General features: G+C 56.7%; 24 protein-coding genes and 1 tRNA gene. 17 read left to right on the forward strand and 8 right to left on the reverse strand.

Features of this window, described 5'->3' with window-relative positions:
• Positions 1-28 precede the first annotated feature (28 nt).
• The 3 genes from CJ260_RS07285 to CJ260_RS07295 form a co-directional block, all read right to left on the reverse strand.
• Entirely contained in the window at positions 29-1,114 is a 1,086-nt protein-coding gene (locus tag CJ260_RS07285; protein WP_233127919.1) for a hypothetical protein, read from the reverse strand.
• A gap of 99 nt (positions 1,115-1,213) precedes the next feature.
• Positions 1,214-2,053, reverse strand: coding sequence for an NYN domain-containing protein (locus tag CJ260_RS07290; RefSeq protein WP_087478143.1), 840 nt, complete (start codon positions 2,051-2,053; stop codon positions 1,214-1,216).
• A 70-nt stretch (positions 2,054-2,123) separates the two neighbouring features.
• Positions 2,124-3,209: a M48 family metallopeptidase gene (locus tag CJ260_RS07295; protein WP_095629710.1), complete on the reverse strand. Its 1,086-nt coding sequence runs from the start codon at positions 3,207-3,209 to the stop codon at positions 2,124-2,126.
• A gap of 207 nt (positions 3,210-3,416) precedes the next feature.
• Here CJ260_RS07295 and CJ260_RS07300 point away from each other — a divergent pair, with 207 nt between their 5' ends.
• Positions 3,417-4,295 (forward strand): DMT family transporter, encoded by an 879-nt coding sequence (locus CJ260_RS07300; protein ID WP_233127920.1) that lies wholly within the window; start codon positions 3,417-3,419, stop codon positions 4,293-4,295.
• On the opposite strand, the gene CJ260_RS07305 is transcribed toward CJ260_RS07300, so the two are convergent.
• The 3 genes from CJ260_RS07305 to murQ are packed head-to-tail and all read right to left on the reverse strand — an operon-like array spanning position 4,296 to position 7,673.
• Positions 4,296-5,378 carry a MupG family TIM beta-alpha barrel fold protein gene (locus tag CJ260_RS07305; protein WP_095629711.1) on the reverse strand — a complete coding sequence of 361 codons (1,083 nt, stop codon included), beginning with the start codon at positions 5,376-5,378 and terminating at the stop codon, positions 4,296-4,298.
• Between the two features lie 14 nt (positions 5,379-5,392).
• Positions 5,393-6,772, reverse strand: a complete 1,380-nt coding sequence (locus CJ260_RS07310; RefSeq protein WP_095629712.1) for a PTS transporter subunit EIIC — start codon at positions 6,770-6,772, stop codon at positions 5,393-5,395.
• A complete protein-coding gene (murQ, locus tag CJ260_RS07315; protein WP_095629713.1) occupies positions 6,762-7,673 on the reverse strand; it encodes an N-acetylmuramic acid 6-phosphate etherase in 912 nt (303 codons plus the stop codon). The genes CJ260_RS07310 and murQ overlap by 11 nt, the downstream gene beginning before the upstream one ends.
• Positions 7,674-7,986: 313 nt before the next feature.
• Between murQ and CJ260_RS07320 the strand changes: the two genes are divergently transcribed.
• The 8 genes from CJ260_RS07320 (at position 7,987) to gmhA (ending at position 14,741) form a co-directional block, all read left to right on the forward strand.
• Entirely contained in the window at positions 7,987-9,147 is a 1,161-nt protein-coding gene (locus CJ260_RS07320) for an amidohydrolase (RefSeq protein ID WP_369831725.1), read from the forward strand.
• A gap of 45 nt (positions 9,148-9,192) precedes the next feature.
• The gene (locus tag CJ260_RS07325; RefSeq protein WP_095629715.1) at positions 9,193-9,393 is read left to right on the forward strand and encodes a DUF3311 domain-containing protein; all 201 of its coding nucleotides are present in this window, start codon (positions 9,193-9,195) and stop codon (positions 9,391-9,393) included.
• 1 nt (position 9,394) lies between these two features.
• Positions 9,395-10,255, forward strand: coding sequence for a S9 family peptidase (locus CJ260_RS07330; RefSeq protein ID WP_095629716.1), 861 nt, complete (start codon positions 9,395-9,397; stop codon positions 10,253-10,255).
• A gap of 30 nt (positions 10,256-10,285) precedes the next feature.
• Positions 10,286-11,749: a sodium:solute symporter gene (locus CJ260_RS07335; RefSeq protein WP_107196165.1), complete on the forward strand. Its 1,464-nt coding sequence runs from the start codon at positions 10,286-10,288 to the stop codon at positions 11,747-11,749.
• Positions 11,750-11,789: 40 nt separating this feature from the next.
• Complete coding sequence (locus CJ260_RS07340; protein WP_095629718.1) at positions 11,790-13,223, forward strand: aspartate ammonia-lyase; 1,434 nt, start codon at positions 11,790-11,792, stop codon at positions 13,221-13,223.
• 138 nt (positions 13,224-13,361) lie between these two features.
• A tRNA-Arg gene (locus tag CJ260_RS07345) sits at positions 13,362-13,438 on the forward strand.
• Between the two features lie 163 nt (positions 13,439-13,601).
• Positions 13,602-14,165 (forward strand): carbonic anhydrase, encoded by a 564-nt coding sequence (locus CJ260_RS07350; protein WP_095629719.1) that lies wholly within the window; start codon positions 13,602-13,604, stop codon positions 14,163-14,165.
• An 18-nt stretch (positions 14,166-14,183) separates the two neighbouring features.
• Positions 14,184-14,741 carry a D-sedoheptulose 7-phosphate isomerase gene (gmhA, locus tag CJ260_RS07355; protein ID WP_095629720.1) on the forward strand — a complete coding sequence of 186 codons (558 nt, stop codon included), beginning with the start codon at positions 14,184-14,186 and terminating at the stop codon, positions 14,739-14,741.
• Positions 14,742-14,843: 102 nt separating this feature from the next.
• Here the strand turns inward: gmhA and CJ260_RS07360 are convergent, their stop codons facing one another.
• Positions 14,844-15,500, reverse strand: coding sequence for a tetratricopeptide repeat protein (locus tag CJ260_RS07360; RefSeq protein ID WP_095629721.1), 657 nt, complete (start codon positions 15,498-15,500; stop codon positions 14,844-14,846).
• A gap of 139 nt (positions 15,501-15,639) precedes the next feature.
• Between CJ260_RS07360 and CJ260_RS07365 the strand changes: the two genes are divergently transcribed.
• The 8 genes from CJ260_RS07365 (at position 15,640) to CJ260_RS07400 (ending at position 24,975) form a co-directional block, all read left to right on the forward strand.
• On the forward strand, positions 15,640-16,029 hold the full coding sequence (locus CJ260_RS07365; protein WP_087478128.1) for a NusG domain II-containing protein: 390 nt from the start codon (positions 15,640-15,642) through the stop codon (positions 16,027-16,029).
• 9 nt (positions 16,030-16,038) lie between these two features.
• Positions 16,039-16,563, forward strand: coding sequence for a Gx transporter family protein (locus CJ260_RS07370; RefSeq protein WP_087478127.1), 525 nt, complete (start codon positions 16,039-16,041; stop codon positions 16,561-16,563).
• 249 nt (positions 16,564-16,812) lie between these two features.
• Positions 16,813-17,301, forward strand: coding sequence for an NADH-quinone oxidoreductase subunit NuoE (nuoE, locus tag CJ260_RS07375; RefSeq protein WP_087478126.1), 489 nt, complete (start codon positions 16,813-16,815; stop codon positions 17,299-17,301).
• A gap of 36 nt (positions 17,302-17,337) precedes the next feature.
• Positions 17,338-19,230: an NADH-quinone oxidoreductase subunit NuoF gene (gene nuoF / locus CJ260_RS07380; RefSeq protein WP_168061169.1), complete on the forward strand. Its 1,893-nt coding sequence runs from the start codon at positions 17,338-17,340 to the stop codon at positions 19,228-19,230.
• Positions 19,231-19,242: 12 nt separating this feature from the next.
• Positions 19,243-20,970: an NADH-dependent [FeFe] hydrogenase, group A6 gene (locus tag CJ260_RS07385; RefSeq protein ID WP_095629722.1), complete on the forward strand. Its 1,728-nt coding sequence runs from the start codon at positions 19,243-19,245 to the stop codon at positions 20,968-20,970.
• 21 nt (positions 20,971-20,991) lie between these two features.
• Entirely contained in the window at positions 20,992-21,459 is a 468-nt protein-coding gene (locus tag CJ260_RS07390; RefSeq protein WP_095629723.1) for a CBS domain-containing protein, read from the forward strand.
• Positions 21,460-21,713: 254 nt separating this feature from the next.
• Positions 21,714-24,083, forward strand: a complete 2,370-nt coding sequence (locus tag CJ260_RS07395) for a pyruvate formate lyase family protein (protein WP_095629724.1) — start codon at positions 21,714-21,716, stop codon at positions 24,081-24,083.
• Positions 24,073-24,975 (forward strand): glycyl-radical enzyme activating protein, encoded by a 903-nt coding sequence (locus tag CJ260_RS07400; RefSeq protein ID WP_095629725.1) that lies wholly within the window; start codon positions 24,073-24,075, stop codon positions 24,973-24,975. The genes CJ260_RS07395 and CJ260_RS07400 overlap by 11 nt, the downstream gene beginning before the upstream one ends.
• 79 nt (positions 24,976-25,054) lie before the next feature.
• On the opposite strand, the gene CJ260_RS07405 is transcribed toward CJ260_RS07400, so the two are convergent.
• Positions 25,055-25,627 (reverse strand): helix-turn-helix domain-containing protein, encoded by a 573-nt coding sequence (locus CJ260_RS07405; protein ID WP_095629726.1) that lies wholly within the window; start codon positions 25,625-25,627, stop codon positions 25,055-25,057.
• Positions 25,628-25,933: the final 306 nt, after the last annotated feature.

Genomic DNA, 25,933 nt, shown 5'->3' on the forward strand with positions numbered 1-25,933 from the left:
GGCGTATGTCGGTGTGTGAAGTACAGTCTTATTCCAGCATCATGCTGTGGGCGTAGCCCGTCGCGCCGTCGTATTCGCCGCCGAGGATTTTTACGAGGACGAAGCCTTTTTCATCGGCCGGGCTCAGTGATTTTACGCGCGTTGGATTCATAAAGACGATGACCTCGTCGGAGCGCACCATCTGGCGAATCAGCTCGACGTCGTGGTTTTGAAAGGCGTCGAGAAATTCTGGAATAGTCCTGGCGTCGCAGACGATGTAGGTGCCGCGGAGCATCAGGTACTCTTTATTCGTCTCGATGGCTGGAAAGGAGGGCTTTTGCTCCGGCGGCACGGCCTTGACTGACGAGTACTGCGAAAAGTCGACGTGAGTCTTGGCGTTTTCCTGCAGCGAGTATAGATAGTAGCCAGCCAGAATCAGGCACAGCAGGACGAAGGGCAGGAAGAGGCGCTGCATATAGTGAGCGGCCTGTTCTAGTGTTTTGTGCGCATCAGCCTTTCGCTGCGTTTCTTCCTCCGTCGGTTCGTGGAGCGCGCCGGCCATGACGGCCGACAGGGGCAGCCCGTAGTTGCCGATGGGATACAGATTTTCCATCCAGTTCATGCCGCATGCGCAGGCCATGGCCCGGCTGAGGGAATTGTCCAGGTCTACAGAAATGTTCATGTAATGCATAATCGATAAAAAAGAAAAGTTTTCCAAGTCGGCAATATAGGCCGCGGCGAGAAATTTCAGGTCGCGGACGTAGGCGTCTTCCATGGAAAAGGGCTTGCCGCTGGCTTCGTAGCTGGCCTTGATGGCCAGGAAGAGCTGTTCTGACGAATACGCCGAAAGGACGGCGTTTTTCAGCAATATCTTGATTTCACCGTCCCAGACGTCGGCGAAGGGCTGGCAGTCGGCGACCATGTCGGCCGTGATTTTGCGGCACGTAAACTCGTCCGTCGGCGGCTTGATCAAGAAGGTGAGACCGTGGACGCTGCCGTCGCTGATCCATGCCAGGGACAGGCGGCAAATGCTGTTTAAGTTGTCGTTGGCCAAATCGGCCGTCACGGCGATGGGCCGGTTCGGATGCTTTCGGGACAGCGATTCGAGCGTTTTCTGCATTTGTTCGTCAGACATGGGAACCCTTCCTTTCGTCTGTATTTCCAAGGGAGCAGGCCGATAGGAAAAACGAGGTGCCATGGAACGGGATGGGCCGTTCCATTGTACTTCGCCGTATTAGCGGTAATTCTTGTGATACGGATGGGACGAGCGGGCCGGACGGTACGACGTCTGCGACTTGAGGCGGAAGTAATTGTGCTTTACCGTCTTGTTCTTGTCGTCCGTAATGGTGTTTACGTCGAACAGCTTCAGTGATTCGATAAAGGGGACGAATTTCTTGTAGCCGAAGTTGCGCACGTCGAAGTCGGAGAACTGCTTGCTCAGCAAATTCCCCAGGGTGCCGGAAAAAATCCAGCCGTTGTCGTCGGAGTTTTCTTCGGTCAGCTTGATGAGAGCCTGCTTGATGGTCAGGAAATCCTTGCCCGGCGTTTTTTCGTGAGCCGGTACGTAAGGCTGGGCCGCTACGGCTGTATCCGGCGTTGAAACAGGCTTAGCTTCTTCGCTTTCGTTTTCTTCCGCTTCTTCCAGCAGGACGTCTAAATACAGAAACTTGTTGCACGCCGAGATGAAGGAGCGGGGCGTCTTGCTTTCGCCCATGCCGAGAACGTATTTCTGCGATTCGCGCAGGCGCGATGCCAGGCGGGTAAAGTCGCTGTCCGACGATACGATGCAGAAGCCGTCGAGATGGCTCTGATACAGCAGGTCCATCGTGTCGATGATGAGGGCCGAATCGGACGAATTCTTGCGCGTCGTGTTGCTGTACTGCTGCACGGGCTGGATAGCGTTGTCCAGAATGGTGCTGCGCCACGAGGCCATCTGCGGCGTCGTCCAGTTTCCGTAAATGCGCTTGTATATGACGTCGCCTAAGTTGTTGGCTTCCGATAAGATAACGTCGATGTATTTATTGGAAATATTTTCCGCGTCGATGAGGACGGCTAATTTCATTTCATGATCCATAAGTGTGATTCCTCCTGCCTGCTATTGTATCATTTAGGCAGGGAAAATAAAAGATACTGTGTTATGCCGATTACAGCAGGGCCTGCAGGCGTGCCGTCACGGCGGCTGGGTCTGGCTCGGCGCTCAGGTCGGCAATGGGCTGGGCCCCGACGTAGAGCATCTGTCCCTGTGTATGGACGGAGGCCGTCGGCCGCTTGTTCTGGTGGTAGACGGCGGCCAGGTTGCCGGCAACCAGGTAAGCCTGCTCCCGGCCGCTCATAGAGGCCGTATCGGCCGGGGCGAACCATTCTTTGCCGCGGATGGAAATCATGCCCGTTTCGGCGTCGACCTTGACGACGTTGTTGCTCCATTTCGTCAGGGTCTTGCTGTACGTGTCGCGGCGGCTGACGTTGGTCGGATGGTCGTTGAACAGCTCCATGACGCCGCTCGTCTTGACGGAGCCGCCCTTTTCCAGCATGCGCTGCCATAAGGCGGCTCCTGCGCCGGGATTGTAGCCTGCGCCGACGGCGTATTCGAAGGCCAGCTTGTCCGCTTCCTTTTCCATGGGCTTAGTGACCAGGTTAGCCGTGCCGATTTGTGACAAGATAGCCGAACCGAGCTGGGCTGCGCTGCCGTTGGCTCCGGCCAGCGATGCCAGCAAATCGAGGGGCATGGATTTCTTGACGCCCTCGATGGGATGGTTTTCCTGGCCGTGACCCATTTCGTGAGCCAAGACGAAGGCGACTTCGTTTTCATTGTAGTTCAGGGGCTCGAAGAGGCCGATGTTGACGCTCATGTTGTGGCCGATGGTACAGAAGGCGTTGAAGGACGTGTCGTTGTTGACGAAATAATTGTACGGCTTATCCAGGATGGACGGGTCGATGGCCGCGACGGAGCGGGACAGGTTTTCCATGACGCGGGCCGTCATGGCGTTGGCCTGGGGATCGTAATTGACGCCGTACTGGGCCTTGACCTGCTCCATGAATTCGTCGCGCCCTTCGTTGTCCAGGTAGCTGAGCTGCTTGTTCAGGCTGGCGTACTGGACGCCGGCTCCGATGAGGGTGCCGATGGTTCCGAGGTTGATGGCCTGAACCGGCACGGCCGGTGCGGCGACTGTGCTGAGGGTGATGCAGATGGCGGCGCGTATGGCCGCTCGTTTCCATGATAATGCGGACATGAGAGGTATCTCCTTTCTCCTGCGCAGGCAGGGCGGCAGAGGCGGTATCGGCGAAGCAGATACCGTGACTATACATCGTGCATATACATGTAGTATACCATGCCATAGGCGCGCGGCGATAGCGGCGCGCTTATGGCAGCGTATTGACAATGAGACGAAAGTCTTTTACTATGAAACGCATAACAAAGGGAAAAGAAGGGATGGACTATGACTATACGACTTGACGGCAAGACGGCGCCGTTTTTTATTATCGCCGCCGGCATCTGCTGGGGCGTCATCGGGATTTTTTCCCGTCAGCTGGCGGCGCTGGGATTTTCGCCGGTCCAGATTGCCTTCGGCCGCTCCTTTGTGACGGCAGTGGTCATGGTGCTGTTCATGGCCAGCACGAGGGCGTCGGAGCTGGCCATTGCCAAACGGGATATATGGATGTTCCTGGGGACGGGCCTGTGCAGCATCGTCTTTTTCAACATCTGCTATTTCACGGCGATTCAGCTGACGACCTTGTCCATGGCGGCCATTTTGCTGTACACCGCGCCGAGCATCGTCATGGTCCTGTCGGTCCTGTTGTTTAAAGAAGCCTTCACGCCGGTGAAAGCCCTGTGCCTGGTCCTGGCCTTTGCCGGCTGCGTCTTGGTCAGCGGGCTGGGCGTAGGGAAAGTCAACGTTCCCGGCGTCCTGGCTGGGCTGGGGGCCGGCTTCGGCTACGCCCTGTATTCGATTTTTGCCCGCTACGCCTTGGCGAAGTACACGCCCTTTGCCGTGACGACATGGACCTTTGTCGTCGCTGCGGCCGGGCTTATCGGCTTCAGCCATGCCGGACAGATTGCCGCTGTCGTCCTGGCAGTGCCCGAAGCGGCGGCCCTGTTCGTCCTGCTGGGCGTCGTGTCGACGGCCCTGCCCTTCGGCCTGTATACGCTGGGGCTCAACAAGATGGAAGCGGGGAAAGCGTCCATTCTGGCATCTGTAGAACCGCTGACGTCGACCCTCGTCGGCGTCGCCGTATTTCACGAACCTCTTACGGCAGCCGGTCTCGGCGGTATCGCCTGTATTTTGGGAGCCGTCGTGCTGCTGAACTGCAGATCCTAATCAGCGGACGAATTCTAAGCGGAATCGCCGTCCCGGCGTGATGTATTTCAGTAAAAATCGTTCTTCCGGCAGGATTTGGGCGGCGATCATCGTCTTGTCGTCGTCTTCGGCGTCGGCCGTCATAATCGCCATTTCTCCCCGGTACCGCAAGTACATATCCGTGTCGATGGTTACGTCACCGCGCCGCAGGCCGCGGCGGGGGCAAGCCTCGTCTCTTACAATGGAGCTGCTCGCGTGAGAGCGGCTTTCCTGCGTCCGTATCATATCGCGGGACGGGTCCAGGCGGGACGTAAAGGTATAGGACAGGAAATCGCGGATCCAGGGCTCGCGGCTGCAGAGGCGGGCCTTTAAGACGACGACGTCCTTTTCTTCGCGGCCCGCTGCGGCGAGGGCTTCCAGCTCTGCGTCGGACGGCTGGGCATCGCCGATGAAGACCGACTGGACGCCTAAGGCGGCCAGGTGCCGGGCCGTCAGGCTGACGTCGAGGCGGCGATGGTCTTCCAGCGTCGGCAGCCCTTCAAACAAAGGCCCGCGCCGGCCGTGCTGGCTGGGAATGAAGGCTCCGACGGACAGGCCATCCTGCTGCAGCCGCGCCGTCTGGGCGGTAAAAAAGGCTTCGCTCAGTCCCGTATGGGGCCGGGGATAGAAGTTGTGCAGGCAGTCGATGCGGGAAAACTCCGCGCCGGCGTCGCGCAGGGCGTCTATGTACTCGGGCTGCACCGTCGAGGCGTTGAGCTGGACGGGCATGACGCGGCTGAACAAGGCCGTCTTTCGCACGTCGAAGCCGTAGTCCAGGCGGGCTGTCGTGATGCCCAGTTCCACCAGCTGCTGCGGCTGAAGGCTGTCGGCGCCGAGGATGGCCGCCGTTTGGGGCGATACGTCGGCGACGACGTCTAGGCCGCGCCGCCGTGCCGTCTGCAGCAGGGCGCGCAGTTCCCTGCGCAGCGCCGCAGTGTCTGCTTCGGGAATATGCAGGGACGTAAACACGCGGCTTATGCCTGCGTCTGCGGCCTTTTCCAATAATTTCATATGTTCTTCTGCCGCGCCGTGCAGGCCCGGGTACAGGGAGATTCCCGTTTTCATGATGTCGTTCCTCCTTATGGCTCGGGGTCGTCGAAGCCGAGAATCCAGGCGGCGAGGAAGCCGGCGGCGTAGGATACGGCCAGGCCGAGCAGGTAGATGGGAATATTATCGGTGCTGGCCGCCAGGGGCAGGCCGGAAATTCCTAAGGCGGCCGAGCCGACCATGTAGTAGGCCTGGACGGCACCGCCGCAGGCTCCGCCGATGCAGGCGCCGATAAAGGGCTTGCCTAAGGGCAGGGTGACGCCGTAGATGAGGGGCTCGCCGACGCCCATGATGCCGACGGGAAGGGCGGTGGCGATGGTTTTGCGCAGCCCTTTGTTTTTCGTTTTGACGTATACGGCTAAGGCTGCCCCGACCTGACCGCCGCCGGCCATAGCCAGGACGGGCAGGAGAATCGTCACGCCGTAGCGGGACAGCAGCTCGGCGTGAATCGGCGTAAGGCCCTGGTGTACGCCGGCCATGACCATGGGCAGGAAGGCTCCGCCTAACAGGAATCCCGTGACGGCTCCGCCGGAACGGATAGATTCCGTTGCCGCCGCGCCGATGGCCTCCGATATGAAGCCGCCGACGGGCTGGCAGATGCAGAGGGCCGCGAAGGTGGAAACGAGGACCGTAATGAGGGGCGTCGCAAAGAGGTCGAACATGTCCGGAATATGGCGATGGAGCTTTTTTTCCAGCCAGGCGGCGAACAGCGACACGAGGAGGACGGCGACGACGCCGCCCCGGCCGGGCGCGAAGGCGATGCCGTCTGCTGAAATCGACGCCAGAGACGGATGGCTCATGACGGCGGCCAGCACGCCGCCGAGCATGGGCGAACCGCCGAAGGTCTTTACGGCGTTGATGCCGACGAATATATTCAGGCCGAAGAAAGCGGCGCTGCCGGCGACGGCCAGCATTTGCGCAATAGGCGACGCCGCCCACGACGGTTCTATTTTCAAGGCGACGTTCAGCAGTCCCGTAATGAGGCCGCAGGCGATGAAGGCCGGAATGATGGGGACGAAAATGGCGGAAATTTTCTTTAAGGCCAGCTTAGCCGGCGTGGCGTTCTTTTTTTGTATGGCGTCGTGGAGCTCTTTCCCGTCGCCGACCGACGCGGCCTGGGCAAGGGAGGAAATCGTGCCGCCGTCGGACTTGGGCGTCGCGCTGTCTTTTTCCAGAAGGGCTTTAAACTCCTTCGTCACCTTGGTGGCCTTGCCGGGGCCCAGGACGATCTGCCATTCGTCGCCGGACTTGTTGACGCCTAAGACGCCGGGAATTTTTTTGATTTCCTCGGCAGGGATGCCGCCGTCCTTGACGTGAAGGCGCAGGCGGGTCATGCAGTTGTAGGCGTGGACGATGCGCTCGGCCGGCCCGACGGCGGCCAGCAGCTGTTCCGCTAATTCTTTATCGGTCATGAGGCGTCTCCTTGCATACCCGGTCTATGTATCCGCCGTGCGCGGCAAGCCGCTGCTGCGCTTCGGCGGCGGACACGCCGAGGCGCAGCATGACGATGGCCGTTTTAGCCTGCCCGCGGCATTGAAGCAAGGCCTGTTCGGCGTCCCTTCGTCCGCATTGGGCCGCCGTCATGACGATGCGGCAGGCTCGTTCTTTCAGCTTTTCATTAGAGGCCTTTACGTCGACCATGAGGTTGCCGTATACCTTGCCGAGCCGTATCATGGCCCCTGTAGACAGCATGTTGAGGATCATCTTCTGCGCCGTGCCGGCTTTCATGCGCGTCGAGCCGGTGATGACCTCCGGGCCGACGAGGGCGCATAAGTCGATTTGTGCATACTGGGCGATAGGGGCCTGAGGCGAGCAGTTGATGGAAATCGTCGCTGCGCCGACGGAAGCGGCGTACTGAAGTCCGCCGAGGACGTAGGGCGTCCGTCCCGACGCGCTGAGGCCGACGACGACGTCTTTTGCCGTCACGGCCTTGGCTGCCAGGTCGGCCCGTCCCATGTCCTGTGAGTCTTCGGCACCTTCCTTGGCCCGGAAGATGGCTTCGTACCCGCCGGCGATGAGGCCCTGGACCATGTCGGGGTCCGTGCTGTACGTCGGCGGACATTCGACGGCGTCGAGTATGCCCAGCCGTCCCGACGTACCCGAACCGATGTAAAATAACCGCCCTCCTTGCCGCAGCCGGCCGGCAATCAAGTCGACGGCGTCGGCAATGGCCGGGGCGATAGCGCCGACGGCGAGGGCAGCCTTTGTATCTTCTTCGTTGATAAGGCGTATCATATCCAGCGTAGACAGCCGGTCTATATGCCGCGTCTGTTCGTTGCGCTGTTCTGTTGCGATAGCGTGGAGATCAATCATATGCAGAGGTCCTTTCTTTACTTATACCTTCCATTATAGAAAGGATGGCATAGACGCGCAAGCCTTACTTTTTCTAAACTATTTCTAACTATTTTGTAAAAAATACGGGGCTTTTATTGACAAGGCGAAAGGGAACCCCTATAATGGCTTTAATTTCATAGTACGTGCGGCAAAGGCGCTGTTGAATCTGCATTCAACGGCGCTTTTTTGCGCGGCTGGAGGGAAAACGGAGCCGCGCGGCGCGTAGTGTGAAAGAATCTGAACGGCAGAGGGGGAACTACTGATGAACGACGCCGATATGATTAAAACATATATGAAAACATACGAAGGACAGATTCGCCAGTGGCGGCGGCAGTTTCACGAATATCCGGAAACGAGCTTTCAGGAACGGCGGACGACGCTGCGAATCGTCAATATCCTGGAAGACATGGGCATTCCGTGCGAAGTGAATCCGGAGCAGCATACGGGCGTAGTCGCCAAGATTGAAGGGGATCATCCGGGAAAAGCTGTGGCCCTGCGGGCCGACATAGACGCCCTGCCCGTACAGGAAGCAAACGACGTGCCCTTCAAATCGCGCTGCAGCGGCTGTATGCACGCCTGCGGCCACGACGGCCATATCGCCGTGTTATTAGGGGCGGCGCGTATGCTGGTCAACATGAAGGACCGGCTGTACGGCACGGTGTATTTGATTTTTCAGCCCGGCGAAGAAACGGGGCGCGGCGCGCCGTATATGATACGCTTTGGAAACTGGTATGAAGAAATTGGCTCCATTTTCGGCGGCCATCTTTGGATCGACGTGCCGTCGGGGAAGGTGTCCGTCGAAAAAGGTGAACGGATGGCGGCGGCCGATGAATTCACCATTCTCGTACACGGCCTGGCAGGCCACGGCTCGCAGCCTCAGCAGACCGTGGACGCTACGGTCGTCGCATCGGCTATCGTCCTGAATTTGCAGAGCGTCGTGTCGCGTCATGTCAGCCCGCTGGATTCGGTCGTCCTGACGATCGGGACCATGAAGAGCGGCACGCGGTTCAATATCATTTCCGGCGAAGCGGAGCTGTGCGGCACGACGCGGTATTTCAAGAAAGAAATGGCGGAGGACATCAAGACGACGATGGAACGGATTGTTCAGAACACGGCGGCGGCTTACGGCGCCTCGGCAGAACTGCAGTACCGGGTCATGGTACCGCCCGTCGTCAACGAGGAAGGCTGCTCGGCCATTGCGGAAGACGCCGTCAGAAAGATTTTGGGCGGCGACTCCGTGACGACGCTGGAAAAGACGACAGGCGGCGAAGACTTCGCCTACTATCTGGAGAAGAAGCCCGGGTGCTTCGCCCTGATCGGCATTTATAATCCCGACGTCGGCGCCGTGCATTCCCATCACAGCGATACCTTTACGCTTGACGAATCGGCGCTGCCGGGAGCGGCCGGCATCTACGCCATGTACGCCGTAGACTGGCTGCGGCTCCATTCATAAAAGCCGCGCCGCAGAGTGTTTGGCAGCGAAAAGGGGGAACATGCTATGAAATGCCTATTGACGGTGATTCCGTTTATTTGGATTATTGCGGCCCTGCCGTTTGTGAATACCTTTCACCCGCAGATTGCCGGGCTGCCCTTCCTGGCCTTTTGGATTCAGGCCGGCGTCATCGTAACGGTGGCTTGTATCCATACGCTGTGGGTGCTGGATAAAAAAGACCGGATGCGGTCTAAAAAGGAGATGTAATATGACGCTGCATTTGGAATATATGTATCAGGACCCGCCTTGCCGTCCCGGAGAAATACCGCCGGCTTTGGAAGGGCTGAGTATTCTCAGCGGCGGCGGGGACGCCCATATATACGGGACGGTGATGACACCGGGAAGGCCGCCGGGGGAACGGCGTCCCTGCGTGATCCTCCTGCACGGGTATCCGGGGTATACGTCGCTGTTCGATATCGGCCAGGGGCTGCGCCGGATGGGTGCCGTTGCCGTAAGCATATCGTATCGCGGCTGCTGGGGAAGCGAAGGCCAGTATACCTTGTCGGGCATCATCGAAGACGCCGTGGCTGCGGCGGAATGGGCACGGACAACGGAAACGGCTTCTGCATACGGTATTGATACGGGCAAGATGTTCTTTATCGGCCACAGCATGGGCGGATTTGCCGCCGTGAACGCCATGCGGCGTCTGCCGTGGATTTGCGGAGCCGCCGTCATGGCTCCTTACGATTTTCCGTCGTTGTTTGAAAAGGGCGACGAAGAATCGCTGAAGGAGCTGCTGATTCAGGGAACCGACGTCCTGCGCCTGTCCAGTATGAAGGACTTATATGAAGACGCCCAGTATTGTCTTCACGCCGAGTTCGGCCTTCGCCATGCCGCCGAAGACCTCAACGACAGGAACCTGTACTTCATCGGCGCGGCGAAAGACGACGTCGCGCCGGCGGCAGACATGATCGGGCCGCTGTGGCGGCAGCTGCAGCTCCATGAAACGGCGGCTGTGCAGCAGTTCGATATGCTGGAGGCCGACCATGCTTTTGATGAAACACGTCTGACTGTCGGCGCGATGCTCGGCCAGTGGATGCAGGCCGTGCTCGATAAGGCGACGTCGTAAAGTATATTTGTTCGCGAGGGGGAATGTATTATGGAGGCAATGAGCGCACTGGTTATTTTATTTGTCTTCATCATCGGGATCGCCGTGCTGGGCGCAATTCCCGGATTGAAAGATAAGCACATGAACGCCGAGAACTGGGCCGTCGGGGGACGGAATTTCGGACGCTGGCTGAACTGGTTTATCATGGCAGGCGAGGTGTATACGGCCTTTGCTTTTTTGGGGGCCAGCGGCTGGGCCTACGCCAAGGGCGGCCCGACCTTCTATATCCTGGGCTACGGGGCGCTGGCCTACGTCGTCGGCTATCATATTCTGCCGAGGGTCTGCCAGTACGGCCATCGCCATCAGCTCGTCACGCAGGGCGACTTGGTCGAATACCTGTACGACAGCCGGCCTTTAGGTATTTTAGTATCCTGCATCGGCGTCGCCTTTCTGCTTCCGTATTTGCAGCTGCAGCTGACGGCGCTGGGCCTTATCGTAGAGGTCACGTCCCTGGGCGCGATTCCGCGGGTATACGCCATGGTCATCGCCTTCGTCATGGTCGCTTTGTTTGTATTTTTGAGCGGCTTGAAAGGCGTCGCGTCGACGGCTGTCGTCAAGGACGTCATGATGATGGGCTCCATGTTGTTCTTCGGCTTATATCTGCCGTACCATTACTGCGGCGGCATCGGCGAAATGTTTGCCCAGGTCGAAGCGATGAAGCCGGGGTTTATGATGTTTCCCGGAGGCACAGGCAATCTGGATATCATCTGGGCTATGACGACCCTCGTCGTCATGGCGGCGGGGTTTTACATGTGGCCGCATTTTTCGACGAACACCTTCAGCGCCAAGGATCCCGATGTGCCGCGGCATAACGCCGTATGGCTGCCCGTGTGCCACCTGTTTCTCATCTTCCCGATGATCGTCGGCTTTACGGCCGTCCTGGTATATGCGGACAATCCGATTCCCGTCGCCGACATGGCCTTCTTATACATGGTCAAGGATTCCTTCCCCGTATGGGTGCTGGGAATTATCGGAGGGGCCGGCGCCCTGGCCTGCATGATTCCTGCGGCCGACCTGCTGCTGTCCACGTCCCTTCTCATTTCCCGCAATATATACATTAAAGGGCTGCGCCGCGGCGACGAAGGGATTTCGCCGGAGCACATGAAGCGGACGGCGCGATACTTGATTCTCATTTTGACGGCGGCGGCGCTGTATCTGTCTATTTTCCACTCCAATCTGCTCGTCAACCTGCTGCTGACAGGGTATTCCGGCGTCACCCAGTTTTTCCCGCTGCTGGTTTTGGGGATGTTTTGGAAGCAGGCCAGTAAGAAAGCCGCCCTTTGCGGACTGGTCGTCGGCGAAGTACTCGTGTTCTATCTCATGCTGAATCAGATGGACCCGCTGCCGGTGCTGGGCGGACACTTTAACGCCGGGTTTATCGCCTTAGCGGCGAACTTCGTCGTATTTGTTCTCGTCAGCGCCGTGACGAAAAACGGCAAGACGCGGTTAGTTTAATATTTTGTATTTTGCTTGCTGTATCATTGGAGGGACACCTATGCGGAAAGAACATGATTTTTTAGGGACGATGAACGTACCGGATGACGTATACTACGGCGTGCAGACGATGCGGGCCGTTAAGAATTTTCACATTACGGGCGAACGGCTGGATCCGGACTTTATTAAGGCGATGGCGACTGTGAAAAAAGCGGCGGCATTGGCGAATATGGAAACGGGGCGGCTGAATGCTATCGTCGGGAAGGCGCTTACGCGCGCAGCCGATGAAATTATAGAAGGACGGTGGCTCGATCAATTTCCTGTCGATCCGATTCAGGGCGGCGCCGGCACATCTATCAACATGAATATGAACGAAGTCCTTTGCAATCGGGCTCTGGAAATCTTAGGCAAGCCGAAGGGACGATACGACATCATCTCGCCGAACAACCATGCCAATATGGCCCAGTCGACGAACGACGTATTTCCGACGAGCATCAAAGTATGTCTTGCCGCAAAAGGGAAGGCCTTGGCCAGTACGCTGCGGACGCTGGAATTTTGGCTGGATGAAAAGGCCGATGAATTTAGAAACGTATTGAAAATGGGCCGCACGCATTTGCAAGACGCCGTGCCGATTACGTTAGGACAAGAAATGGCCGCCTATGCGTCCGCCGTTCGCCGCGCCCGCAGGCGAATCGAAACGTCTCTGGACGACGTGCATGTCGTCAATATGGGCGGCACCGCTGTCGGCACAGGGCTGAACGCCGAACCGGAATACAGCAAGCTGGCCGCGGCGAAGTTGTCGGAGCTGACGGGGGAAATGTTCGTTACGGCCCGCAATATGGTCGATGCCACGAATAATACAGATGTATTTGCCGACGTATCGGGAAGCATGAAATCGGCGGCGCTGGTACTGATTAAAATGGCAAACGACATACGCCTTATGGCGTCCGGACCGAGATGCGGCCTTCATGAATTGAACGTGCCGCCCCGTCAGCCCGGGTCGTCTATTATGCCGGGCAAGGTGAATCCCGTTATCGCCGAAGTGCTGGATCAGACCTGCTATCAGGTTATTGGCAACGATATGGCGATTACGCTCGGCGTTGAAAACGGCCAGTTTGAATTGAACGTCATGGAGCCGGTCATGGCTTTTAATCTCTTTCATTCTATGGACTATTTGACGAATGCTGTACAGACCTTTGTAGATTACCTTCTGAAGGACTTGCAGGCGAATACGGACGGCTGCCGGCATTGGGTGGACCGCAGCGTAGGCGTGATTACGGCGCTGCTGCCGCATATCGGTTACGAAGAAGCTGCAATGCTGGCTAAAGAAGCGTACAGCACGGGACGGCCCGTCCGGGACATCATTTTGGCTCACGGCACCTTGACGAAAGAACAGCTCGACGTCATTCTTTCGCCGCAAGAAATGACGAAGCCGGGAATTGCGGGAGAAACGTTCCTCCATCGTCAGGACGGCCGGAAATTAGCTTCGAATTAACCGCTGTACATCACGCCGCCTCTGCGCTTTTCGATGCCGAGGCGGCGTTTTTTGTGTGCAAGGAGCCGGTCATTGTTTAATCTCCACTTTATTTTTTTATAGATTCATGCTATCATACATAGCGTATAGTATTATTGTGCGCCCATAGCTCAGTTGGATAGAGCAGCAGTTTCCTAAACTGCGTGTCGGATGTTCGAGTCATCTTGGGCGCACCATTTTTTTATGTAGGAGCCAGTCCGGACAGTCTTTTGGTATCGGCGTCGTGAAATGCGGCGATAGGAAGGCGTTCGGAGCAGACGAAATGAATAGAAACAAATAGATGAATAGGTTAAGGCTAAGCAGCTCGCCAGAGCCGCGCGGCCATAGGAGGAACAGATCATGTCAGCATTGATACAGCAAATTACGACGGCGAACGAAGCCTTTGTCAAGGAAGCCCTGGCCCAGGGCGGTTTGGACGAAGTCAGCAAATACCCGAACCGCAATCTGGCCGTCCTGACCTGCATGGATACGCGTCTTCTCGACTTTCTCGAGCCGGCCATGGGGCTGCGCCGCGGCGAAGCGAAGATCATCAAGGTCGCCGGCAACACGGCCTTCGACGACTTTGACAGCGTAATCGGCAGCCTGATGGTAGCCGTGTACGAGCTTCACGTCCACGATATCGTCGTCATGGGACACGACGACTGCGGCATGCTCAACACGACGTCGGACAGCCTGAGCCGGAAAATGGCCGAAGCCGGCATCGAAAGCGCCGTCATCGAAGCCGTGCGGCCGAAGCTGCAGCAATGGGCCGACCCGATCGGCGACGTCGATACGTCTGTAAAGGAAACGGTACGGCGGCTGCGCAGCAACCCCTATTTGCCGAAGGATATCGCTGTCTATGGCATGGTCATCCATCCGCACAGCGGGGAAATCCGCGTAGTAGACGATAATTCCAATGTCTGATGAGGAGGCGCTATTACTATGAATATCATTGGAGAACGCATGGCGGAACATGAAGCCGTATTTCAGGCGACAAAGGCCTTAGCTCCGTCCATTGCCGAAGCCGGCGATATAATCAAGACGGCCTTGCAGACGGGACATAAAATTTTGTTCTGCGGCAACGGCGGCAGCGCCGCAGATTCACAGCACTTAGCGGCGGAAATCGTCGGCCGATTCCAGAAGGAACGGCGGGCCTTTCCGGCGATTGCCCTGACCGTCGATACGTCTGTCCTGACGGCCGTGGCCAACGATTACGGCTATGAAACCGTATTCAGCCGCCAGGTCCAGGCCTTGGGGAACGAAGGCGACGTCCTCGTCGGCATTTCGACGTCCGGCAACAGCGGCAACGTCCTGGCGGCCATTGCCGAAGCGCGGGCCAAAGGCATGAAGGTCATCGGCATGACGGCTATCGGCGGCGGCAAGATGAAGGAGCTGTGCGACGTCATCCTGGCCGTTCCGGCAAAGACGACGGCCCGGGCCCAGGAAATGCACATCATGATCGGCCATATCCTCTGTGAAATTGCCGAAGAAGACATGTAACCTGTATAAGAACGGAAAAACGCTGCTGCCTGAACTACGGGCGCGCAGCGTTTTTTTTGAAATGATATGGGGCTTGTATTACGTCTGGCCCGGCGCGAGGACTTACGGCGATACGAGGGCGCGGAACTCCGCGTCATTGCGGATGGAGTCAAAGTGGGATTGCGTGCGGGCCGCTTCCAAGACGTTTTCTTTGTCCAAGGCGGCGGCCTTTTTCAAATAGACTACGGCGTTTTTGGCGTCGCCCTTATCGCCGTATATGGTCGCTATGCCGTAATAGCTCCACGTATTGTTCGGGTCAGCTGCCAATACCTTTTGAAAATAGGATATGGATTTGTCGTACTGGCCGTCGATTTTATACGCTAGGGCCAGGTCGTAAAAGGCCGGGACGTAATCGGGCTGCAGGGCCAAAGCCTTTTGAATGGACGCGATGCCGTCGGCGACATCCTGACGGCTCCCCGTCTCGTTGCCGCGCATGGCTAAAGCGACGCCCTTTCCCGATAAGGCCTGGTAATTGCGGCCGTCGGTCTGTATGGCCTTGTCGTAGGCGGCGATGGCCGCGTCGTATTCGAACCGGCTGTAGGCGGCCAGTCCTTCCTGGCAAAATCGTTCTGATTCAGCGCTGATAGGCGGCGCGGTTTTCGTCTCGGACTGCTGTTGCTGGGGCATGTTTGGCTGCCCTTCGTCTTGGGATGAGCTGCACCCCGAGGCGGCGAGGGCGAGGATGGATGCTAAGACGACGAGGCATATCTTGTATTTCATGGCGAGGGCTCCTTTTTCAGATAGTATTTCTTTTCCCTATTATACTAAAATTTGCTATAATTAGAATACGTTGATTACCGGTGCTGCACCGCGCCGATGAGGCAGGAATGGCTGTCTTTCGGCGGATAGGAGTCGTGTCATGATAAAAAAATGGGATATTATCCTCATAGCGGCGCTGCTGGCGGCTTCCTTCATTCCCGAGGGAGTATTCCTGCTCGGCGGCAATTCGGCAGACAAGGGCGGGACGTACGCCGTCATACAGGTCGATGGAAAAGAATATAAAACGGTACCGCTGTCAGATCATCACGGTACGGATACGTTTACGATCCGTACCGAGTCGGGCTATAATACGGTCGTCGTGAGAGATCAGGAAATCGGCATCGTCGAGGCGGACTGCCCCGATAAAATCTGCATTGGAGAAGGCTTTATTTCCCAGCCCGGTGCGACGACGGTCTGTCTGCCTCACAAAGTCCTCGTAGAAGTGCGCTCGTCCCATGGCGGCGAGCCCGATGTTATTCCCGCCCGGTAGAGGTGTCACATGAACAAAACCTTTCGCATCATCATATTGAGCCTGTTTGTCGCCCAGTCCCTCGTCTTATATATCGTCGAGGGCATGCTGCCCGTGCCGTTCATTGCGCCGGGCGCTAAGCTGGGCCTTGCCAATCTCATTACGGTCATCGCCTTGTACGCCCTGCCGAAAAAGCGGGACGCCTGCCTGATTTTGCTGCTGCGCGTCGCCTTATCGACGGCCTTCGGCGGCGGCATCAACGCCTTTTTGTACAGCGCGGCCGGCGCGGCCTTTAGTCTGGTGAGCATGATTGCGCTGAAACGGGCGGGACGGTTCAGCTTGATCGGCGTCAGCGCAGCCGGCGGCGTGTTTCATAATCTGGGACAAGTCATCGTCGCTTCGTTGGTCGTGGAAAATATCAAAATCATGCTGTATTTGCCGGTGCTTTCCGTTGCCGGCGTCGGCACGGGGATTCTCATCGGCGTAACGGCCTCTTTTACGCTCGCTCACTTGCGGAAGCTTCCCGTATACAAGCGGATGCAGCAGCTAGTTTGACAATTACATATACAGCCTTTTGGGCGCAGACTCAGGGATGCAGATGGAGACCGTACTCTATTTGCATCCCTGTTTTTTATAGTTGACGAAAATTATTACAAAAACGTTTAATAAAGTTAAAAGATTCACAAATAATTAAATAGAATGCATGTTATACTTAAATGTTTACATTTTGATAAAAAAGTTGTATAGTATCATTATCGAAATGCAATGGGAAAATGAGAAAATTGCATAATATGGGAGGCGGATATGATGACATCGAATAGCGTACAAGAAGCGTTTGAACAGAAAAAAGATAAAATTGATGAAATCATGAGGAAGTATGAAGGGCAGGAAGGCTCGCTGATCGCCGTCCTGCAGGACGTGCAGGATTTATTTAATTATTTGCCCCGGCCGTCGCTGGTGTACATTGCCGAACGGCTTCACGTGCCGATTGCCGACGTGTACGGCGTCGTAACCTTTTATTCCCAGTTCCATTTGAACCCGCGGGGACGCAATATCATCTGCTGCTGTCAGGGGACGGCCTGCCACGTCCGCGGCGGCAAGCACATTCTGGCCGAGCTGGAAAAGCAGCTGGGCATCAAAGCCGGCAACACGACGGACGATCAGAAGTTTACGCTGGAAACCATTGCCTGCCTGGGCGCCTGCGGCATGTCTCCGGTCATGCAGATCAACGGCGAAACGTACGGCCGGCTGACGAGCGACGATATATCCCGTATTTTGGCCAGCTACGAATAAGATCGATTCATTTTACCGTGAAGGGAGTATACAGGAATGAAATCCATAACAGAATTAAACGCATTGCGCGAATCCCTGAAAGACTATATGAAAATACGGATGCCGGAAAAGAACGTTCCCGTAACGCCTGTCGACCGGACTCGTCCCGGCGTGCAGAAGCACATCCTGGTCTGCGGCGGTACGGCCTGCGTGGCTTCCAATTCCGTAAAGTTGCAGGAGGCCTTTCAGAAGGCTTTGGAAGACAACGGCTTGTCGGCGGCGGTTAAGCTGATTCAGACGGGCTGTCACGGCTTCTGCGAAAACGGCCCTATCGTGACGATATATCCGGAAAATACCTTTTATGTCCACGTAAAGGCCGGCGACGCCAAAGACATTGTAGAACAGCATATCATGAAGGGCGAAGTCGTAGAATCGCTGCTGTACATGGACCCCGTGACGGAAACGCGCGTTGAGACAAACGACGAAGTTCCCTTTTACAAGAAGCAGGTACGGCGCGTCCTGGCACGGTGCGGTCTCGTAGATCCGGAAAACATCAACGAATACATCGCCATGGACGGCTATCAGGGCCTGGCGAAAGCGCTGACCATGGAACCGCAGGCCGTCATCGACGAAGTTGTTGCCTCAGGCCTGCGCGGCCGCGGCGGCGCAGGCTTCCCTACGGGGAAAAAATGGCAGTTCTGCCGCAACGCGCCGGGCGATAAGAAATACATCATCTGCAACGCCGACGAAGGCGACCCGGGTGCGTTCATGGACCGCAGCGTTCTTGAAGGCGACCCCCACTCTGTATTGGAAGGTATGTGCATCGGCGGCTACGCTATCGGCGCCGACGAAGCGTATATCTACTGCCGCGCTGAATATCCCTTGGCTATTCACCGATTGGAAGTCGCGATCAAGCAGGCAGAAGAAATCGGCCTGCTCGGCAATAATATCTTAGGAAGCGGCTTTAATTTTAAGATTCATATCAAGAAAGGCGCCGGCGCCTTTGTCTGCGGCGAAGAAACGGCTCTCATCGCTTCCATTGAAGGCCGCCGCGGCACGCCGAGTCCCCGTCCGCCTTTCCCGGCCAACAGCGGCCTATGGGGCAAGCCGACGAACAACAACAACGTCGAAACGTGGGCCAACGTCGCTTCGATTATCCGCAACGGCGCGTCGTGGTTCAACTCCATCGGCACGAAGACGTCTCCTGGGACGAAGGTCTTCGCCCTGACCGGCAAAATCAACAACACGGGCCTGGCCGAAGTGCCCATGGGCATTACGATGCGGGAAATCATCTTTGAAATCGGCGGCGGCATTCCTCATGGCAAGGCCTTTAAAGCCGTGCAGATCGGCGGCCCCTCCGGCGGCTGTCTGCCTGAAGCCATGCTTGATACGCCTGTCGACTTTGATTCCTTGTCCGGCATCGGTGCAATGATGGGGTCCGGCGGCTTGGTCGTCATGGATGAAGCGACCTGTATGGTCGACGTGGCGAAATTCTTCGTAACCTTTACGCAGGCCGAATCGTGCGGCAAATGCGCTCCCTGCCGCGAAGGGACGAAGCGCATGCTGGAAATCCTCGTCCGCATTACAAAGGGCCAGGGGACGCGCCGCGATTTCGATCTCCTCCAGGATTTGGCCAATAATATTAAATTGTCTGCTCTTTGCGGCCTGGGCCAGACGGCTCCCAATCCCGTACTGAGCACTATTCACTACTTCGGCGACGAATACAAGGCCCATATTGAAAACAAGGAATGTCCTGCCGGCGTCTGTGCCGACCTGCTGCACTACGTCATTTCTGACGAATGCAAGGGCTGCGGCTTGTGCGCCCGCAACTGTCCGGTCCACGCGATTTCGGGCCAGCCGAAGGAAAAGCACGTTATCGACCCGCAGCGCTGCATCAAATGCGGAGTCTGCATGAGTAAATGTCCGTTCAAGGCTGTTAAAAAGGCGTAAGGAGAGTGTGTTATGGAATCGATTACTTTAACGATAAACGGCATGACCGTCACGGTTCCCAAAGGAATTACTATTTTGGAAGCGGCGCGGATGTCCGGTATATATATTCCTACTTTGTGTTATCATCCTGATTTAAAGCCTGAAGGCGCGTGCCGTCTCTGCATCTGCGAAGTCAGCGGCGCCAAAGGACTGGTCGCCAGCTGCTGTTATCCCGTAGCCGAAGGCATGGTCGTCAAGACGAATACGAGCAAGGTGCGGGCGGCCCGCCGTATGGTCATGGAGCTCCTGCTGGCAAATCATCCTCAGGACTGTCTGTCCTGCCAGAAGAACGGCGACTGCGAGCTTCAGAAGATGGCCGCCGACCTGGGCGTCCGCACGCGGCGCTTCGACGGCGGGGAAATGAAAGCCCATACGATAGACGATTCCAATCCCTGTCTCGTCCGCGATCAGGATAAATGTATCCTCTGCGGCCGCTGCATCCGCATGTGCCGCGACGTACAGAAGATGAACGTATACAGCTACGCCCGCCGCGGCTTTGACTCCATGGTCTCGACGGCCTTCGAGCAGGATTTGTCCAACGTAGCCTGCACCTACTGCGGCCAGTGCGCCAGTGTGTGCCCGACGGCGGCGATTCGCGAAAAGGACGATACGGAACGCGTATGGGACGCCATCCACGATCCCGACAAGGTCGTCGTATGCCAAATCGCGCCGGCTGTCCGCGTATCTCTCGGCGAAGAGCTGGGCATGGAACCGGGCAGTATCGTAACGGGCAAGATGGTATCGGCCCTGAAGAGCCTGGGATTTGACCGCGTATTCGATACGGACTTCAGCGCCGACCTCACGATTATGGAAGAAGGCCATGAGTTCCTGCAGCGGGTGCAGAACGGCGGCATCCTGCCGATGATTACGTCGTGCAGCCCCGGCTGGGTCAACATGTGCGAATTGAAATATCCCGATTTGCTGGATCATCTGTCGACGGCGAAATCGCCGCAGGGCATGTTCGGCTCCATCATCAAGACCTATTGGGCCGAAAAGGCCGGCGTCGATCCGGCGAATATCGTCAGCGTGTCCATCATGCCCTGCACAGCCAAGAAGGCCGAATGCCTGCGGCCGCAGCTGCGCGCGTCGGGCTATCAGGACGTCGATATTTCCATTACGACGCGCGAACTGGGCCGTATGCTCCGTGAAGACGGGCTCAGCTTTGAGTCCCTGCCGGACAGCGACTTCGACGATCCCTTGGTCGGCCTCGGCTCCAGCGCCGGCGTCATCTTCGGGACGAGCGGCGGCGTCATGGAAGCGGCCTTGCGCACCGTCGCCGATATCGTAGCCGGCGAAGAATTGAAGGACATCGAATATACGGCCGTCCGCGGCTTGTATCAGACGAAGGAAGCGACGGTATACGTAGCCGGCCATAAGGTCCGCATCGCCGTCTGCAATTCCCTGGGAGCGGCGCAGCAGATCATGGACCGCATCCGGGCCGGCAATGCCGAATATGATTTCATTGAAATCATGGCCTGTCCCGGCGGCTGCATCGGCGGCGGCGGCCAGCCCGTTCCGACGAGCATGGCTATCAAGAAAAAGAGAATGGAAGCGCTGTATCGCATCGACGACGCCAGCCGTCTCCGCAAATCTCACGACAATCCGCAGATTCAGGCGCTGTATCAAAACTGGCTGGGCGAGCCGCTGGGTGAAAAAGCCCACAAGCTGCTGCATACGACCTATTCCAGACAAGTGCGTTGAGAGAAGAAGGGGAGGGTTTCAATGGAAAAACGTACTGTTGCCGATATTATGGAAAAAAGCTTCGTCACGGCCACTCCGGACACGTCCGTCTTCGACCTCATCGACATGATGGTAGAGCATAACGTAGCCGTCATTCCCATCGTACGGGACGACGGCGCCCTGGCGGGCATCGTGACGGAAGCAGACCTGGTGTATAAAAAGGTCAAGCCCCATATGGCCCATTATTCCAGTTTGCTGGGAGAAAACGTCTATTACAACGGCATGAACGAGTATGAAAAGGGCTATCAGAAGAAGATGGCCTGCAATGCGAAGGAGCTCATGACGACGGATGTCGTCGTCGCATCGCCGAAGGCGACGGTCGAACAGATCGCCGGCATCATGGTATCGGAGCATCTCAAGCTGATTCCGGTCATCGACAACAACCGGCTCGTAGGTCTCGTGACGAGACGGCACATCCTGAACGAATTATATAAGGAATACAATGGATAACCTGTCCTGACGACGGCGCTCCTTCCGTCGGGATCGGACGATGAAGGGCTGTCTCGCCAGCGGCGGGGCGGCCCTTTTATCGCGCCGAAGGGCGAGGCGCAGCGGCGACGGAGCTCGCGCCGCCGGGCCCGATGGCATGCGGCAAAGGACCTGCTTTTTTCTATTGACAATGGAGCATTAATGTGATACATTGAAGTCATGAAAGACGTTATAGCGCACAAAATGCTTTGTACTTCAAAGAGGAGGCACATCCTATGCTTACGGAACGAATTCAAAGAGCAAAAAATGAATATGTAAATAACAAACCGGCTATTTCTTATGACCGGGCCAGAATCTGGACCGAGTCGTATAAAAAAACGGAAGGCCAGACGGAACCGATTCGCCGCGCCCAGGCGTTTAAAGACGTATGCGAACAACTCGTCGTCACGATTTTCCCCGGCGAGCTCATCGTCGGCGCCGTCGGCGAATTCCGCAAGTGCGGCATCCTGACGCCTGAATTTTCCTGGACCTGGGTAGATCGGGAAATGGATCATTTCTCCGATCGCGTGCAGGACCCCTATGAAATGACCGACGAACAGCGGGCCTTCGTTCGCCAGAATATCTTCCCTTACTGGAAGGGCAAATCGCTGGAAGAAGCCTTCTTGGCCCAGATTCCGGCGGAAACGGCGAAGGTAGCCGTCGACACGGGCATCATCGACATCGACTCCAAATGGCGTCAGTCCGTCGGCGAAATTACGCCGGACTACCAGGACGTCTTGTTTAAGAAAGGCTTCCGCGGCATTATCGATACGTGCCGGGAAAAAATGGCCCAGCTCAAGCTTTCCCAGCCCGACGCGCTGAAAAAATACGATTTCTACCGCTCCGTCATCTTGTGCGGCGAAGGTATGATTATCCTGGCCCATCGCTATGCCGACAAGGCGGAAGAAATGGCTGCGGCCGAAACGGACGCCGTGCGCAAGAGCGAATTGCAGCAGATCGCCGCGATTTGCCGCCGCGTTCCCGAATTCCCGCCCCAGACCTTCCAGGAAGCCCTGCAGATGATCTGGTTCTATCAGCTCGGCGGAATCTTGATGGAAAATCCCTTGTCTCTCAACCCGGGCCGCTTCGACCAGTACATGTATCCGTACTACCGCTACGATATCGACAATAAACTCCACGACGACGACGGCATTTTAGAGCTCATCGAATGCTACTGGCTCAAGCTGTCCGAATGGGTCTGGACGATTTCGGCCAACACGGCAGACTTCTTCGCCGGCTATAACCAGTTCCAGAACCTGACCGTCGGCGGCAGCGACCGCTACGGCAAGGACGCGACGAACGAGCTGAGCTACTTGGCTCTGAAGGCGACGGCTGAAGTGAAGACTCATCAGCCGGGCTTATCCGTCCGCATTTCCCAGAATAGCCCGAAGGAATTCGTCGACGCCGTCATGGACCTCGTTGCCCTGGGCACGGGCTTCCCGGCCATTCACAGCGATAAGACGGGATACCAGATGCTGAAAAACCTCGGCTACGATACGGAAGACGCCCGCGACTGGAATAACTGCGGCTGCGTCGTTCCCCACTTCCGCAAGACCTTCGAATGGACGAGCACCGTAAACGTCAACTTCAGCGGCGCTTTCGAATATGCGACGAACGGCGGCAAGAGCCGCATGACGGGCAAGCAAATGGGCCTGCCTATCTATCAGGACAGAAAGTTCGCTTCGTATGAAGACGTAGAAAAAGCCTTTATGGAACAGTTCGACAACCTCATCGACATTTCCGTCACGGGTACGCTCATCGCCCAGCGCCTGCAGAAGGACATGATTCCCCGTCCCTATTTCTCGGCGTTGTTTGAAGACTGCCTGGAAAAGGGCAAGGACCTCGTCGACGGCGGCGCCAAGTACAACGTCGGCCCCGTTCTGACCGGCATCGGCCTGGCCGAATCGGCCAACAGCCTGGCGGCGATTAAGAAGCTCGTGTTCGAAGATAAGGTCTGCACGATGGACGAAATCCTCGACGCCATGGACAAGAACTGGGAAGGCTACGAAGAATTGCGCAAGCAGGCTCAGAACGCGCCGAAGTACGGCAACGACGACGACTTTGTCGACGACATCGCCCAGCGCATTTCCAATCATTTCTATGAAGAAACGCATAAATACACGGATATTTACGGAAATCCCTTTACGAGCGCCTTTATGGGCATTTCCAACTTCATTCCGACCGGCCGGGTCATCGGCGCGACGGCATGCGGACGCAAGGCCGGCGAACCGATTTCCGAAGGCGTTTCGCCTGTCGCCGGCACCGATACGTCTACGCCTTTGGCTGCTATGAATTCCTGCGCCAAGATGAACCAGGACGTTCACTCCGGCGGCACGCTGCTCAACATGCGCTTAAGCCACGACTTGGTCAAGACGAAACGGGGCAGAAGCAACCTGGCCGCTATGGTACAGACCTTCTTCGATATGGGCGCCTTCCACGTACAGTTCAACACCTTGTCTACGGAAACGCTCCTCGAAGCGCAGAAGCATCCGGAAGATTACAAAGACCTCCTGGTCCGCGTAGCCGGATACAGCACGCAGTTCGTCCACCTTTCCAAGACGCTGCAGGATTCCATCATTCGCCGGAGCGTCCACGATGGCTTCTAAGGGCCGCATTTTACAGCTGCAGAATTATTCCGTCAACGACGGCGACGGCATCCGGACGACGATATTTTTCGCCGGATGCCCCCTGCGCTGCCGGTGGTGCGCAAATCCCGAAGGATATACGCCGAAAAATCAAATCCTGTACGTCGCGTCGCGGTGCATTGGCTGCCGCCGCTGCGAAGCTGTATGCCCCGAAGGCATCCCCTTCGATTTCCAGTCGCCCCAGGCCAGGGAACGCTGCATGGGATGCGGCGCCTGCGTCGACGCTTGCCTGGAAAAGGCACGCAAGAATACTGTCACAGAGTATACTGTTGATGAGATTGTGGCCAAATTGGAATCGCAGCTGCGGTTTTTCCGCAATTCCGGCGGCGGCGTCACCTATTCCGGCGGCGAATGCACCATGCAGGCGGAATTTCTGGCAGAGCTCGTCGACGCCGTGTACGACATGGGGCTGGATCAGGCTATCGAGACGAGCGCCTATTTCGACTTGGAGGCCCTGCAGCCTACGTTGGATAAAATCGACTTGCTGTTCCTGGACATCAAGCACATGGATAGGGACAAGCACCTTGCCTTTACCGGCGTCGACAACGACCTCATCCTGCGCAATATCGCCGCTCTCGGCGCGCAGCGCGGCGGCATCGTCGTCCGCATTCCGACGATTATGGGCGTCAACGGCGACGACGACAACATCAGCCGCACGGCGCAGTTTGTCAAGGATCATCTCCGCGACCCGCAGATCGAGCTGCTGCCCTATCATCCGTATGGCGTGGACAAGTATGTGCAGCTGGGAATGCCCTATGACGAGGGCGAGTTCCGGACTCCCACGCAGGAGGAGCTGCAGCATTTAACCGATATTATCGAAAGAGAAGGCGTCCGCGCCGTATCCTTTAAATAAAAAAGAACCTCTCTGCTTTCCTATCCATGGGATAGGAGGCAGAGAGGTTTTTTGCTGCAGCCCTTGCTGCGGGCGTACATTAATATTTCATGATATTCTGGAAAATGACCGGCTTATCCGTGTTGTTGATGTAGTAATGGTCTGCGTTGGCCCGGAAATTGATCTTGGCCGGCGCCGTCAGCGTAAAGGTCTGCTGTTCGACCTGCAGGGTCAGGGTGCCTTCCGTGACGATGACGTATTCTTCGGCAATGTTGCGGTGGGCATCGGAATGATGCTTCGTGCCAGGCTGAAGGATGATGTAGAAATATTCAAAGCCGCTGAGGGGATTGAAGGGGAAGATATTGTACAATATCATGTTGTTGTTTTCATCGTAAATGGGCTGCAGCTCCTGCAGGATGTCGACGGCCTGGTATTGCTGCGGCGGTTCGTTCAGCAAGGTCGACAAGGAAATTTGCAGTCCCTTGGCGATTTTCCACAAGACGGAAATCGTCGGCACAGATACGCCACGTTCGATTTGTCCCAGCATGGTTTTGCTCACGCCGGTCATGGCGGCGACATTATCCAGCGTCAAGTCGCGGTCAAAGCGGATGCGCTTTAAAATTTTTCCGATTTCCTTTGCCGGATCATCGGGTATAATAGGCGATGTTGTCATGATGGATTCTCCCTAAAGAATGCTTTTTCTCTATTCTACATCCTTTATAAAAGGCGCGTCAAGGCAGATACAGGGCTGGACAGTGTCAAGTTGTTGTGGGTATATATTTGACAGAAACATCTTGGCATGTAAATCCGGCCTTTTAGTATCTAATGTATATGGTGATATCCACTGTTTTAGATATCTTTCATCCATCTTCCGTGTAATGCGCCTTCGCTCCCCGGCATACGGCAGCTGTGCTCTGCATCATACACACAGTACGGCAGCCGCTGGCGTCGGCATTGCCGCGTCAGTTCCTGTGAATTC

The sequence above is a fragment of the Megasphaera sp. ASD88 genome (assembly GCF_002287425.1).
GTDB classification, from domain to species: Bacteria; Bacillota; Negativicutes; order Veillonellales; family Megasphaeraceae; genus Megasphaera; species Megasphaera stantonii.